The sequence below is a fragment of the Novosphingobium sp. MMS21-SN21R genome (assembly GCF_031846015.1).
In the GTDB taxonomy this organism is placed as follows: Bacteria; Pseudomonadota; Alphaproteobacteria; order Sphingomonadales; family Sphingomonadaceae; genus Novosphingobium.
On record NZ_JAVRDU010000001.1, the window covers coordinates 455,386 to 468,145 of the forward strand.

Annotated in this window: 14 protein-coding genes, 1 tRNA gene and 1 pseudogene; 6 read left to right on the forward strand and 10 right to left on the reverse strand. The window is 62.3% G+C overall.

Going from position 1 to position 12,760, the window contains the following annotated elements:
* Positions 1–50 precede the first annotated feature (50 nt).
* The 5 genes from RM192_RS02205 to RM192_RS02225 form a co-directional block, all read right to left on the reverse strand.
* On the reverse strand, positions 51–497 hold the full coding sequence (locus RM192_RS02205) for an HK97 family phage prohead protease (RefSeq protein ID WP_311505931.1): 447 nt from the start codon (positions 495–497) through the stop codon (positions 51–53).
* Positions 494–802: a DUF6127 family protein gene (locus RM192_RS02210; protein WP_311505932.1), complete on the reverse strand. Its 309-nt coding sequence runs from the start codon at positions 800–802 to the stop codon at positions 494–496. The genes RM192_RS02205 and RM192_RS02210 overlap by 4 nt, the downstream gene beginning before the upstream one ends.
* Entirely contained in the window at positions 799–1,953 is a 1,155-nt protein-coding gene (locus RM192_RS02215; protein ID WP_311505933.1) for a phage portal protein, read from the reverse strand. The genes RM192_RS02210 and RM192_RS02215 overlap by 4 nt, the downstream gene beginning before the upstream one ends.
* A 411-nt stretch (positions 1,954–2,364) precedes the next feature.
* Positions 2,365–3,693, reverse strand: coding sequence for a terminase large subunit domain-containing protein (locus tag RM192_RS02220; protein WP_311505934.1), 1,329 nt, complete (start codon positions 3,691–3,693; stop codon positions 2,365–2,367).
* Positions 3,686–4,231, reverse strand: coding sequence for a hypothetical protein (locus RM192_RS02225; protein ID WP_311505935.1), 546 nt, complete (start codon positions 4,229–4,231; stop codon positions 3,686–3,688). The genes RM192_RS02220 and RM192_RS02225 overlap by 8 nt, the downstream gene beginning before the upstream one ends.
* A gap of 222 nt (positions 4,232–4,453) precedes the next feature.
* On the opposite strand from RM192_RS02225, the gene RM192_RS02230 reads away from it, so the two are divergent.
* Positions 4,454–5,089: a YqaA family protein gene (locus RM192_RS02230; protein WP_311505936.1), complete on the forward strand. Its 636-nt coding sequence runs from the start codon at positions 4,454–4,456 to the stop codon at positions 5,087–5,089.
* 278 nt (positions 5,090–5,367) lie between these two features.
* Here RM192_RS02230 and RM192_RS02235 read toward each other — a convergent pair.
* Both RM192_RS02235 and RM192_RS02240 read right to left on the reverse strand, forming a co-directional pair.
* Positions 5,368–5,562 (reverse strand): annotated as a pseudogene (locus tag RM192_RS02235) (hypothetical protein); the annotation flags it as partial.
* A gap of 306 nt (positions 5,563–5,868) precedes the next feature.
* The gene (locus RM192_RS02240; RefSeq protein ID WP_311505937.1) at positions 5,869–6,777 is read right to left on the reverse strand and encodes a LysR family transcriptional regulator; all 909 of its coding nucleotides are present in this window, start codon (positions 6,775–6,777) and stop codon (positions 5,869–5,871) included.
* 149 nt (positions 6,778–6,926) lie between these two features.
* Here RM192_RS02240 and RM192_RS02245 point away from each other — a divergent pair, with 149 nt between their 5' ends.
* From RM192_RS02245 to RM192_RS02260, 4 genes are read left to right on the forward strand one after another with little or no spacing between them, the layout of a single operon-like run.
* Entirely contained in the window at positions 6,927–7,337 is a 411-nt protein-coding gene (locus RM192_RS02245) for a cupin domain-containing protein (protein WP_311505938.1), read from the forward strand.
* A 3-nt stretch (positions 7,338–7,340) separates the two neighbouring features.
* A complete protein-coding gene (locus RM192_RS02250; protein WP_311505939.1) occupies positions 7,341–7,595 on the forward strand; it encodes a tautomerase family protein in 255 nt (84 codons plus the stop codon).
* Complete coding sequence (locus RM192_RS02255) at positions 7,592–8,485, forward strand: aldo/keto reductase (protein WP_311505940.1); 894 nt, start codon at positions 7,592–7,594, stop codon at positions 8,483–8,485. The genes RM192_RS02250 and RM192_RS02255 overlap by 4 nt, the downstream gene beginning before the upstream one ends.
* A 47-nt stretch (positions 8,486–8,532) precedes the next feature.
* Positions 8,533–9,288 (forward strand): glucose 1-dehydrogenase, encoded by a 756-nt coding sequence (locus RM192_RS02260; protein ID WP_311505941.1) that lies wholly within the window; start codon positions 8,533–8,535, stop codon positions 9,286–9,288.
* Positions 9,289–9,429: 141 nt separating this feature from the next.
* Here the strand turns inward: RM192_RS02260 and RM192_RS02265 are convergent, their stop codons facing one another.
* Positions 9,430–10,668, reverse strand: coding sequence for a phage integrase central domain-containing protein (locus RM192_RS02265; RefSeq protein WP_311505942.1), 1,239 nt, complete (start codon positions 10,666–10,668; stop codon positions 9,430–9,432).
* A gap of 136 nt (positions 10,669–10,804) precedes the next feature.
* Positions 10,805–10,891, reverse strand: a tRNA-Leu gene (locus RM192_RS02270).
* Positions 10,892–11,112: 221 nt separating this feature from the next.
* On the opposite strand from RM192_RS02270, the gene RM192_RS02275 reads away from it, so the two are divergent.
* Positions 11,113–12,078 carry a complex I NDUFA9 subunit family protein gene (locus RM192_RS02275; protein WP_311505943.1) on the forward strand — a complete coding sequence of 322 codons (966 nt, stop codon included), beginning with the start codon at positions 11,113–11,115 and terminating at the stop codon, positions 12,076–12,078.
* Positions 12,079–12,085: 7 nt separating this feature from the next.
* Here the strand turns inward: RM192_RS02275 and RM192_RS02280 are convergent, their stop codons facing one another.
* Positions 12,086–12,757 (reverse strand): glutathione S-transferase family protein, encoded by a 672-nt coding sequence (locus RM192_RS02280; protein WP_311505944.1) that lies wholly within the window; start codon positions 12,755–12,757, stop codon positions 12,086–12,088.
* Positions 12,758–12,760: the final 3 nt, after the last annotated feature.

A 12,760-nucleotide genomic window follows, 5' to 3' on the forward strand; every position in this document is an offset into this window, starting at 1 on the left:
ACCCCATGGGGCAGCCTTGGGGTAATTCCGGTCGTCGTCTTGAAGGCGAGTCAGGCGGGCAGGGCCTCGGCAGTTTCCACGAAATGGACCCGCGCCAGCGGCTGCATCGGCCGCGTCACCAGGCTCACTTCCATGATGTCGAGTTCGTGCAGCGCCCGCCCGCCCGCCAGAGTCTGCCCCTGCCGCACCCGGTAGCCGAACGAGAGACCGTCAACGGCCCCGTCCTTCAGCGCTCGCGCCGCCGCTGAATCGGTCGCGGTGATCGACGCGACCACGCGCAAGCCCCTCTGGTCCTCGCCCGCCAGGTCAACCCAGCCAATCTGCTGGTCGGGCCGGTGCTGCCACAGCAGCGGCAATCGCAAGCCCTCGGAAAGGCGTCGGTTGAGGCTTGCGCGGAACGCGCCGGGCAAGATCGTATCGCCCCCGCTGTCGCGCTTGCTGAAGATCGCGGCGTACCCGGCAAAGCGCAGCGGCGCTGCGGCCAAGAGCGTGGTCATCGTACCAGATCTCCTGAACCGAATCGCACCGCGATGGCGAAAAGCAGCAACGCCAGAACGGCCCGCACCACCCAGCCCACCGCCGCCTTCCAGGCGCTCGCCTTGGCGTCGCGCCATGCGCCCAGGAGCTGGCGCAATTCGGCCATATCGTGGTGCGCATCGTCGTCGGCCAGCCCCATGCGCGAGAGCACGCGCACCGCGCCAAGGTCGCTCGCTTCCTCGACGATTGCCCTCAGCGTGACGAGATCGCCGCCTTCGTCCTCGGCCTGTGCCACCAGCCGCGCCAGCATGTCCTCGCGGTTCATGCGATGATCCCCAGCATCGCCCGCTTCTCTTCAGGCGAGAGAAAGTCGGCGCTCGACACTTGCGACCACAACCGCTCGCGGTCCTCGGCCAGAGCGGGCACCCCATCCAGATCGAGGCTCAAGCGCGCATCGGTGAACCAGGGCCGCAACCCTTCCGCCAAAGCCGACAGGATCTTGCCCGCCACCGGCAGCAGCGTCAGTCGCCACAGCGCCCGATTGGCCTCGCGGTAGTTCGCGTAAGTATTGTCGCCGGGAATACCCAGCAGCATCGGCGGCACGCCAAAGGCAAGCGCGATGTCCCGCGCCGCCGCAGCCTTCAGCGTGGCAAAGTCCATATCGGCAGGCGTCAGTGAAAGGCTCTGCCATTTCAGCCCGCCTTCCAGCAGCATCGGTCTCCCGGCATTCACCTGGCCTGCATAAGCCTGCGTCAACTCGGCCTTGATCCGCTCGAACTGCTCGGGCGTCAGCGACGCCCCAGGATCGCCCGGATCATAGACCAGTGCCCCCGATGGCCGCGCCGCATTTTCCAGCAGGGAACGGTTCCACCGCGCAGCCGCATTGTGGATTGCCACTGCCTCTTCCGCCGCTTCCAGGCAGCCCGCGCCGTAATGATCGTCGGTGGGGTGAAAGTGTTTCACATGGATCAGGTTCGCCCGCCCGAAGTCGTCGAGCGCCTCGATCCGCATCGTTTTCTCGCCCACCTTGTAGGCAAAGGCGGCAGGCCATCCGCCCGCATCAGGCAGGATCGTCACCCGCTCGGGCCGCAGCGCGAACAGTTCCACCGGAATGCCGTCCGCGTCGCGCAGCACCTGCACATAGCCGTTGCCATGAAGCATCAGGTGCGCGGCCAGCGTCTCCAGCAGTGGCTGCCCCGCGCTTGTCTCGCTGACCAAAGCCAGTACCGCCGGATCAGGCGCAGTCACAGGCGCACCGCCGATCCCTTCGGCAACCAGCCGCACCGCGCGCTGCGCCACCGGATTGCGCAGATATGCCTCGCGGATCGCCATTGGGTAATTAATCGGCCCGCGCGCAGCCTCGCCCTGCCAGTCAGAAGCAGCGATCCAGGGTGACACGAAACTTCGCCCCAAAGGCGCACGCGGGGTCACCGCCTCGCCCTTGAAGGCGGCGGCAAGCGATTGAAAGAACGACATGATCAGCCTTTCGGTAAAGTAAGCTCGCCAAGCGAAGCAAAGGCGCCCAAAATCCTCCCTCTCGTTTGCGGGAGGGGCAACTCAGGTTCTCCCCTCCCGCTTGCGGGAGGGGCCGGGGGAGGGCGTGTTTAGGGTCAGGACCTATTACCTGCGCCTTCGAGGTTTGAAGCAAAATGGCCTGATGCAAGGCGGATGGGCGCAGGAATAGCCATTCTATTTCAAGCCCATCCAACGCAGCAGCTGGCCATTTTGGTCAAATCCCTGCGGGACGCCGGAATGGCTTCCATCCCGGCCAGATACTCGCTTGGAAAGGCAACCAGCCTTCCCGGCGCGAGTATCCGCCCGATATGTTCGCCATTCCGGCGCCTCGAAGGCGCAGGTAATAGGTCCTGACCCTATCCACCCACGTCTTCAATCAAACCAGATGCGCGGCTCCCCAGCCCTGCCCAGCATCAGCTCAGTCAGGGCCCAGACGCAGGCATCGGCGCGGTCGGGCGATCGCCCCGGCCCCTGGTACTCACCGCCCGGCATCAGCCCGCACAGTTCGTCCTCGAGCCTCGGAAACATCCCGGCATGGCGCACGCGCCCCGCTTCATAGAGCGCCGCCACTGGCTCGGCCCGCGCCGTCTTGCCGCGGCTCGCGTGGACAAGGCGTAAGGGTAGCGATGCTTCAGCGGCGCGCAGCACCGCCTCGACCATTTCGCCTCCCTGATTTGCCTCGGCCACCACCCGGTCCGCCGACCAGGCGCGGGCAGCATCCGCAACGGCGCGGGCCCATCGTTCGGGGCTGGCATGTTCGACCGAACAGTCGGCCAGCACCCGCGCGATTTTGTCATCTCCTATCCCGCAGACCACGATCCCGCAGGCATCGCCGTGCGCGCTGGCAGGCGGGTCCACAGCAACCACCACCCGGGTCATCGGCGGCGCTTGCGCCTCGCGGCTTCGCTCGATCAGCGCGCGTGTCCACAGCGCGCCTTGCAAATCCTCGATCATCTCGCCGTGCAATTCCTGCCGTCCCAGCAGGGACTGCCCGAACGTCTCCCGCATTGCTGCGATGAAGCGTGCTGGCAGGTTCGCCGTATTGTCGTACGTGCTCCCGCGCGTCAGCGTAACGCCGCCGCTCGTCCCCTCGGCCATGATCCGCGCCACCAAGGGCACCGGGCGCGGCGTTGTCGTCGCCACCAGCCGGGGATTGCCGCCAAGGCGCAGGCCCATCAGCAGGTTGTCCCAGGTCGCGGTCGCCCGGCTCGATCCGTTGTCCCACTTGGCGATCTCATCGCACCAGGCGTGGCTGTGCTGCGGTCCGCGCAAACTGTCGGGCTCGCCCGCCGAATAAAGGAACGCCTGCGCGCCGTTGGGCCAGACCAGCCTGCGCACCGACGATTCATACGTCGGCCGCCGCCACGGTGCGCCGATCGAAAGCAGCCCGCTCTCACCCTCCACCATCACGCTACGCGCTTCGTGGAGCGATGCCCCAACCAGCGCGATCCGCGCCTCGGGATCGGCCTCGGCACGCTCGCGCACCCATTCCGCACCCAGCCGGGTCTTGCCGAATCCGCGCCCCGCCATGACCAGCCAGACGCGCCAGTCGCCTTGCGGCGCCAGCTGTGCCCGGCGGCCCCAGACATTCCAGTCCCATTGCCATTCGCGGCACTCGTTGTCCGAAAGCTGCGCAATAAACGCGCCGACTTCTTTACTTTCCGCCTCCATGAGGCAGTCCAGCGGCTCGCCATCAACCATGCGGCACGTCCGCTTCTGCGATCAAGTTGTCAGCCTTCCGGCGGGCCAGCACCTGATCGCGCATTGCCAACAACTTGGCATGGATCGATGCCCGGACGTCGGCGATATCGGCGTTCTCGCGGATCGCCCGTTGCCGGGCCACTGTCTCCCGATGCTGCGTCAGCAACCGCAGCGCGTTGGCATTGTCGAATTTTGCATCGACATCCTTTGGCTCGCCAAAGCGCAGGCGATACAGCAGTTCCATCTCCAGATGGTCATACCCTTCGCAAAGCGCTTCACGCCAAAGCCTGGCAAATTCGGGTTCGGTGCGCTTCGACTTGTAAGCCCGTCCCGGCTTCACACCCGCCGAGGCCGCGGCCGCCGTGACATTCGATGTTTCAGCCAAAGCCAGCAGGAAATCGTGGCGCCATTGCGGGCTGACGGGATGTTCTGAAATTTTGCCCTCTCCCGTAGTCTTTGTGCGCGGCTTCGGTTGCGGGCGCGGCTTTAGGGTTGCGCGCGGTTCACGCGCACTAACGGACCCGGTCGGCTTGGCCATTCAGACCATCCTTGCGTTTGAAGTGAATGGAGTTCGTCGATTGCTCCGCGATCGTTCTGTCCCCTCTCGGCGGCGACTCGGTCTTTCGCGATGTTCCTGTTATGTACCGAAAGAGCGTGACGATGTCAATCAAAAAGTGCCAATATGGTTCGCTGACCTAAGGCTGGCGCTTTCGCCTGCGGTCGCCTAAACGCTGCACTGCAACAATCGACGGGATTTCAGATGCTCCGCCGCCTCTACGACTGGACCATGGCCAAAGCCGCGCACCCCCATGCCGAATGGTGGCTGGCACTGTTCGCGTTCATGGAGGCAAGCTTCTTCCCGATCCCGCCGCACCCCTTGCTCGGATTGATGTGTCTGGCTGAACCCAAGCGCGCAATCCGCTTCGCCGCGGTGGCAACGGTCGCGTCCGTCCTCGGCGGCCTGCTCGGCTATGCGATCGGTTATGGGCTCTATGACACCGTCGGCACCCAGCTACTTGGCGCGCTCGGCCTCACCGAGAGCTTTCCGAAGGCGGCCTGCTATTTGCGCGAGTACGGCGTTGAAATCATCATGATCAAGGGCGCCACGCCCATCCCGTTCAAGTTGCTCACGATTACCGCGGGCTTCATAGCCATGCCGCTGGTCCCGTTCATCCTCGCCAGCATCGTCAGCCGCTCGATCAGCTTCATGATCGTCGGCGTCCTGTTCCGCCTGTTCGGTGCTCCGATCAAGCGCTTCATCGACAAGTATCTCGGCCTCGTGACAGTCGGCTTCGTGGTCCTCGTCGTAGGCGGCTTCATCGCCGCAACAATGCTCGGCGGCGGCAGTTCGCAAGCTTCAGCAAAGTGTGAGCAAACGGCTGGCGCCCCACGCTGAATCCTTCGGCAGAGGCAATCGCCTTATCTGCCAGCAACACAGAAAAGCTCAGGGGACCGTCTCCGCGACGATTTCCCTGAGTTTGCTCTGCCTTGAAAAGCGATGGTGCCGGAAGAGGGACCGTGATGTGTCGACAAAGTGTTACATTGCAACGCTTTGTTGCGGTTTTTCGAATTTCGATACCGTCGAAAATACCGTCTTGGCACTGGCGTTGGTCCTCAATTAGGACTCAAATCGCTGCGGACGGTCTATTTCGGATCAATCCGCGACACCAAAATTTATTTTGCGACCCGCCGACAATTTCCTGCCTGAGAACGGCGAAAAACCGAATCAAGCCGCAGCCAAAGACGCTGCCATGGCAGGTGCAAGCGCTCGTACTCCTCGACTGCTACGACAACCACAACACAGCGGCCATGCTTTTCAATCAGCACAGGGCTTGCGCGCGCCGTGTCGACCATCAAGCCGAAGCCATTCTTCGCCTCCTTCGCCTACATCGTTTTGGGACCTACATACCTGTGTGACCCAATCTGGAATTAGGATAGGTAGCTGGTGTGATAAATCGGCTCGTCGGGGAAATGCCGCTTCAACACGTCCGCAGCCGCCTTGCAGGCACACTCGGCGGCAGTCACTGACTGATCAGTCACGACATTCTGAAACTGCCCTATGTCCCAGCGTGCGTCAAAGCTGCTGCGCATAAACCCAGCCTCGACCATTGCTTTGCGAAACGCATAGCTAGGCCGCGACCCAGTTACTTGTATCACGCCGGCCTGCATTTGGCCCTACGCCCCCAGAGGCCGAAGCTCTCTGACGAGGTCAATCAGCAGCCGCAATCCGGTCGGGACCTGCCGACGGCTCGGGTAGTAGGCATGGAAACCGCTGCCCATCGATGCCCAGTCTTCAAGCACGAGTTCGAGGGTGCCGTCATCCAGATGCGGACGGAGGATTGGCTCCACTCCGTAAATGATGCCTATGCCGCCTAGACCCAAGCCCAGGGCAGCATGGCTAGCGTCTACAGTCAGTGGACCGGGGGCAGCAATTGCTATCGCCTCATCGCCCTGTTCGAATTCCCATTGGTACAATTGCTCGTTGCCAAGGCGAATGCGGACGCAACGGTGATCGTGCAGATTTTGCGGATGTGATGGGGTGCCGAACCGCTCCAGATATGCGGGCGATGCCGCCGTGACCCAGCGCAGGTCGGGTGAAAGCCGCTGAGCGATCATATCTTCGGGCACGGTGCCGCCGTAGCGAATGCCCGCGTCGAAACCGCTTCCAACAACGTCGATCAGACGGTTGCTCACGCTGATGTCTACCTCGACGTCCGGGTATCGCTCGACGAAGACCGGCATGACCGGGTCGAGCAGGAGAGATACGGCGTCTTCCAGGACGTTGATTCTGACCCGGCCTGCTGGCGCGTCGCGATAGCGGTTCAGATTTTCGGCGGCCTGGCTAATGACCTCTAGCGGCTCCTTGATCATGGCATGAAGTTCCTCGCCTGCGGCGGTGAGGCTCACGCTCCGGGTTGTTCTGTTCAACAATTTCACGCCACGGCGGGATTCCAGCGCGGTGATCGAATGACTTACCGCCGAGGTGGTGACGCCCATTTCCAAAGCAGCGCGTCGGAAGCTGCCATGTCTGGCGATAGCAATGAAATAGGCGAAATCCGCCAAATCGGTCCGGCTGATCTGCATGCTGGATCGATATCACATTGTTGAGCATTGTTCATCAGTTCATTGCTTAAGAGCGCCCTTATTGCCGCTGCGCGAGCACCCTAAATCAGGCTCGACAGTCGTCCCCCTAGGTGCCGGCCGCCGTGCATGCTGAGGAAGGAACAAGAGCAATGGAAATCAGCCATAAAGCAGATATGACCAAGGTCGATGGGCCTGCCGAGTATTTCACTGGAATGGTCACCATCACCGGCCAGTTCCAGCGCCCCGAACCCTCTCGCGTCAGCGGCGCCATCGTCCATTTCGAGCCGGGCGCGCGCACGGCGTGGCATACGCATCCAGCGGGTCAGACCTTGATCGTGACCGAGGGTGTCGGTTGGACTCAAGTCGCGGGCGGACCAAAGCTCGAATTCCATGCAGGCGACATCCTGTGGTGCCCAGCCGAGCACAAGCACTGGCATGGTGCGACGCCGCATGAGGCTATGACCCATATCGCCATCCAGGAATCTGTGAACGGTACGCCGGTGACCTGGATGGAGAAAGTCACTGACGAGGAATATCTCGCGCCGTTGGCGAAAGACTGAGCCATGCCGCACGTCATCGTCAAACTTTGGCCCGGCAAATCGGACGAGCAGAAGAGTCGTCTCGCTGACTCCATTACGCGCGGTGTCACCAGCATCCTCAGCTATGGCGATGACGCGGTGTCGGTCGCATTCGAAGAAGTCGCACCGAGCGACTGGACCGAGCAGGTCTACAATCCAGATATCCTTGGCAAGTGGAACGCTCTTGCCAAGGAGCCGGGCTACGGCCCCGGCCCAACAGATCAGAGGTCACCATCATGATTTTGAAAGAAACTTTCACGCTCTCCAATGGCGTGTCCATCCCGAAACTGGGACTGGGCACTTGGCGGATCGAGGAGGCAGCCGTCGCGCAAGTGGTCCGGAATGCCATTGATGTAGGTTATCGTCATATCGATACCGCCCAAGCTTATGAGAATGAGCATGGCGTCGGCGAAGGCCTGCGTGCCAGCGGTCTTACGCGTGACGCGCTTTTCGTAACCACCAAGCTGGTTGCCGAGTGCAAGACTTACGCCGAGGCAAAGGGGCGAATCGACGGTTCGTTGCGCGCGCTTGGCCTCGACCACATCGACTTGATGCTCATTCATAGTCCGCAGCCCTGGTCTGAATTCCGAGAGGGCGGGCACTTTCACGAAGGCAATCTGGAAGCATGGCGTGCGCTTGAGGACGCTTATGCAGCGGGCAAGCTCCGTGCGATCGGCGTATCCAATTTTGAACGCGGGGATCTCGATAACCTAATCGATAACGGCGCGGTAGCGCCGATGGTGAACCAGATCCTTGCCCATGTCGGTAACACGCCCTTCGACTTGATCGACTATAGTCGCGGCAAAGGAATGTTGGTCGAGGCCTATTCGCCAGTGGCTCATGGCGGGCTGATGAAGAATACGGCACTCGCCGCGATCGCAGACAGATATGCCGCCAGCATCCCCCAGCTTTGTATCCGCTACTGCCTGCAGCTTGGGCTGCTGCCGCTGCCAAAGACCGTAAACGCGGACCACATGCGCAGCAATGCCGCTGTGGATTTCGTGATTTCCGACGCGGACATGGCGACTCTGAGGGGCACTGAAAACGTCGCTGAATATGGCGATGCAAGCATGTTTCCGGTGTTTGGCAAGGAGCGACAGATCGAAGGTGCAACCGGGACGGCACCATAATTCGAGCGTAATTGCGTCGCTTTCCACCTCACAACAAGGCTATCTCTATGTCTAATTCTGATCGTTTCACTGGCAAGGTCGCCTTCGTCACCGGCGCCGCTATCGGCATCGGCCGTGCCACCGCCATTGCCTTTGCCAGGGAAGGCGCTCGTGTCGCTATCCTCGACCGAACCGAAGATGCTCTGCAGGAGACTGCCGAGGCCGTCAGGAACACTGGCGGGGAGGTTATGACGATCGCCTGCGACGTGTCCAAGCCAGAGGAGGTCCAAGCGGCGGTGGCGCGCACCGTGGAGCGGTTCGGACGGTTGGATATCGCGTTCAACAATGCCGGCGTCGAGAACAAGGCCGCGCCCGTTGCCGAGATCGAACTTGATGAATGGGATCGCATCCTCGACATCAACCTTCGTGGCACGTTCGTCTGTATGAAACACGAATTGGCGCAGATGGTACGCCAAGGCAGCGGCGCCATCGTCAACACCTCGTCTGGTGCTGGCATTCGAGGCGTCGCTGGCGGAGCAGCCTACTCGGCTTCCAAGCACGCTATCATCGGCCTGACCCGTTCGGCCGCCCTCGACTACGCCAAGCAGGGCATTCGGGTTAACGCGGTGCTCCCTGGCAATATCGAAACGCCGATGATGGACCGCTTTACCAATGGCGATATCCAGAAGGCGATCGACCTCGAGCCGGTCGGCCGGCTTGGCAGGCCCGAGGAGATTGCGGAATCCGTCCTGTGGATGTGCTCAGAATTGGGCGGCTTCGTTACCGGTGCTGCGACCGTGATCGATGGCGGCTGGTCACTTTGACCGGGTCTCCAACATGCAAATGACCGGTACCGGCGTAAACTGCCATTCCGGCGGCAGCGTCCGAGCGGCGTGACTTGGTCGAATCCAGACCTATCGAGGCGGCACTATCCGCGGGTCGGCTCGGCCTGCGCCTGAGCCGCCTCATCCAGTAATTGCAGCAGTAGTCGGCTTGCGGAAGCTGCCTTGCAGGATCTTCGCGCCAGATCGGAGCTGGTCGAGATAATCGGACCAGCTTTTCATCATGGCCAGCCGTTCCTCCCAATGTTCACCGCGAGCATAAGCCCGGCGGACGTCATCGGTCTCGGCATGGCCAAGCTGTCGTTCGATGGCGTCGGGATTCCAGTGGCCCTGCTCGTTCAGCAGCGTGCTGGCCATGGCGCGGAAGCCGTGGGCGGTCATCGTCTTGCTGTCGAATCCCATGCGCCGCAGGGCGAGATTGATCGTGTTTTCGCACATGGGACGATCCCGCTTGCCTTGGGCCGGGAAAAGGTAGCGGCGGTTGCCGCTGATCTCGCGCAGTTCCTCCAGGATGGCGAGCACCTGCCGGGTCAGCGGCACGCGGTGGGCGACGCGCATCTTGGTTTTCTCGGCGGGGATGGTCCAGACATTCTTGGTCAGGTCAAGTTCGGTCCATTCGGCGTGCCTGAGCTCGCCAGGACGCACGAAGACGTGAGGGGCGATGCGAAGGGCTGCATGGGTGACTGGATAGCCCGAATAGGCGTCTATTGCCCGAAGTAGCACACCTGCCTCCATCGGGGAGGTAATGGCCGTGCGATGCGTGACTTTGGGCACAGTAATCGCGCCGCGCAGGTCCGCTGAAATGTCGCGGTCGGCGCGCCCGGTGGCGATGGCATAGCGGAAGACCTGCCCGCAGGTGCTGCGCAGCCGTCGCGCTGTCTCATAGTGGCCGCGCTTTTCAACCGCGCGCAAGACCGCCAGCAATTCGGGCGCTTTGATCTCACCAATCTTGCGTGCGCCGATTATGGGGTGGGCGAACTCCAGTAGCCATTTCAACTTGCCCAAGGTGACTTCGGCGCGGCCTTCCCGGCGGGCTTTGTCGAGCCATTCCTCGGCAACGGCCTGAAAGCTGTTCACGTTGGCCAGCGGCCCGGTAATCTTGTCGATCTTGCGCTTGGCCGACGGGTTCATGCCATCGGCAATCTGCTTCTTGATTTCCAGCCGCCTGGCCCGCGCCTCGGCCAGCGAAACGGTGGGATAGACCCCAAGGGCTGCGGTGGCCCGCTTTTCCCCGAAACGATAATCGACGCGCCAACACCGCTGACCGGCCTTGGTGACCAGCAGGTATAGCCCGCCCCCATCAGAAAGCTTGTAGGGCTTCTCGCGTGCAACTGCCTTTCGGACGGCCAGATCGGTAATCATGACGCCACCTTTTCGTCGGTTTCGATACCGTCAATTGCAACGAATTTGACCGGATGCGGGTGGACGCGTCAGCTGTCAAAAACCTTTGATTTTGGGGACTTCTCCGGACATTTATGGACATGTCCGGAGGAAGCGATGGTGCCCAGAAGAGGACTCGAACCTCCACGCCCTTGCGAGCGCCAGCACCTGAAGCTGGTGCGTCTACCAATTCCGCCATCTGGGCACGGGGCAGAAGGCTGAAGGGCCGTCTGCCGGGTAGGAGGGCGCCACTAAGGGATGGGGGGCGGGGTGTCAACGGGGCAATGGCGGGATCGGCAAACTCTTTTTCCCCTCAGGTGCCAAACGCGGGCTGTTCACCATTGAAAGCGCCGGGGCTGCTGTGCCAAAGGCGAACAACGGCCCGCGCTATGCAGGCAGACGTCGTAATTTTCAGGATACCGTCACATGATTCAGGGCAAGACGCGCGATCTCGATGGCAAGCTGGTCGCGCTGATCGGCGGCACCGGTTTCTTCGGCACGCATCTGGCGCAGGAACTACTCGCGCGCGGCGCGCGGCTGCGCGTTTGCAGCCGCCATCCCGAACGCGCGTTCCAGATCAAGCCGCTGGGCGGTCTGGGCCAGACGCAACTAGTCGCGGTAGACGTGACCAAGCCGCACACCGTCGCCGTCGCGCTGACCGGTGTCGATGCGGTGGTCAATCTGGTCGGTGCTTTTGCTGGCGATCTCGATGCGCTGCAGGGCGAAGGGGCCGGGCGGCTGGCGCAGGCTGCGAAGGACGCAGGCGCGACGGCATTCGTCCATGTCTCCGCGCTCGGCGCTGACGCAGCTTCCGACGTGCCCTATGCGCGCACCAAGTCCGAAGGCGAGGTCGCCGTCCTGGCTGCTTTTCCGAGCGCAACCGTTGTACGTCCCTCGATCCTGTTCGGTGAGGATGACAAGTTCCTCAACATGTTCGGCGGTCTCGTTTCCTCTTTCCCGATGCTGCCGGTCTTCGGCCCGAATGCCAGATTGCAGCCCGTGTTTGTTGACGATGCTGCCGAAGCCATTGCCAATGCCCTCACCGCTCCCGGCGTGCATGGCGGCAAGACCTATGAGCTGGCCGGACCCGAAGTGGTGACCATGGGTGACCTCAATCGCCGGATTGCAAAGGCAGCAGGCCGTTCGCCCGTCTTGATCGAACTGCCCGATGCGGTCTCGGCCGCAATCGCCTCGCTGACCGGGTGGCTGCCCGGTGCGCCGATCACCAGCGATCAGTGGAAGCTGCTGGCTGCGGGCAACGTCGCCACGGGCACGCTGCCGGGGATCGAGGCGCTCGGCGTCAGCCCACGACCGCTCGGCCTGTTCCTCGATCGCTGGATGACACGCTTCCGCAAGTTCGGGCGGTTCGGCGTGAAAGCCAAAGCCGCCTGAGCAAATTTCAGGCGTTTACATCGGCATAATGGCTGGGCGGTTGGATCACATCCATGCGCTCGGCCAGCAGCGGACGGAAGCTGGGGCGGCTCTTGAACACCGAGTACCAGCCGCGCGCCTGTTCGTGCCCTGACCAGTCTATACCGCCGAGGTAGTCTGCGACGGAAATCTGCGCAGCGGCGGCAAGGTCGGCCAAGCTCATCGTTGATCCCGCCAGCCATGGACGGTTGTCGATCAGATAGTCGATATAGTCGAGATGCTCGTCGGCCAGCCGCATCGCATCGCGCAGCAGGCGGCTGTCGGGCGGACTGCGAAAGAACAACCGCTTCTTCATCCGCTCGTCGAGCATCGGCGCGGTGACATCGGCATAGAAGCTTTCGTCGAACAGCGCGACAAGACGGCGGATCTCGGCGCGGTTCACTGCCGTCCCATTGATCATCGGCGACCGGTCGACCGTTTCCTCGAAATACTCGCAGATCGCCCGGCTGTCGGCGAGGCTGATCCCGCGCTCGGTATTGTGGATGGCCGGCGTGCGATAGGCCGGACTCAGGTGCCCGAAGCCCTCGCGCCGGTCCCACGGGTTCTCGCGCACAAGATCATAGGCGACGCCCTTCTCGCTGAGCAGGAGACGCACCTTGCGACTGAACGGGCACAAAGGGAATTGGTAAAGCTGCCACATGGG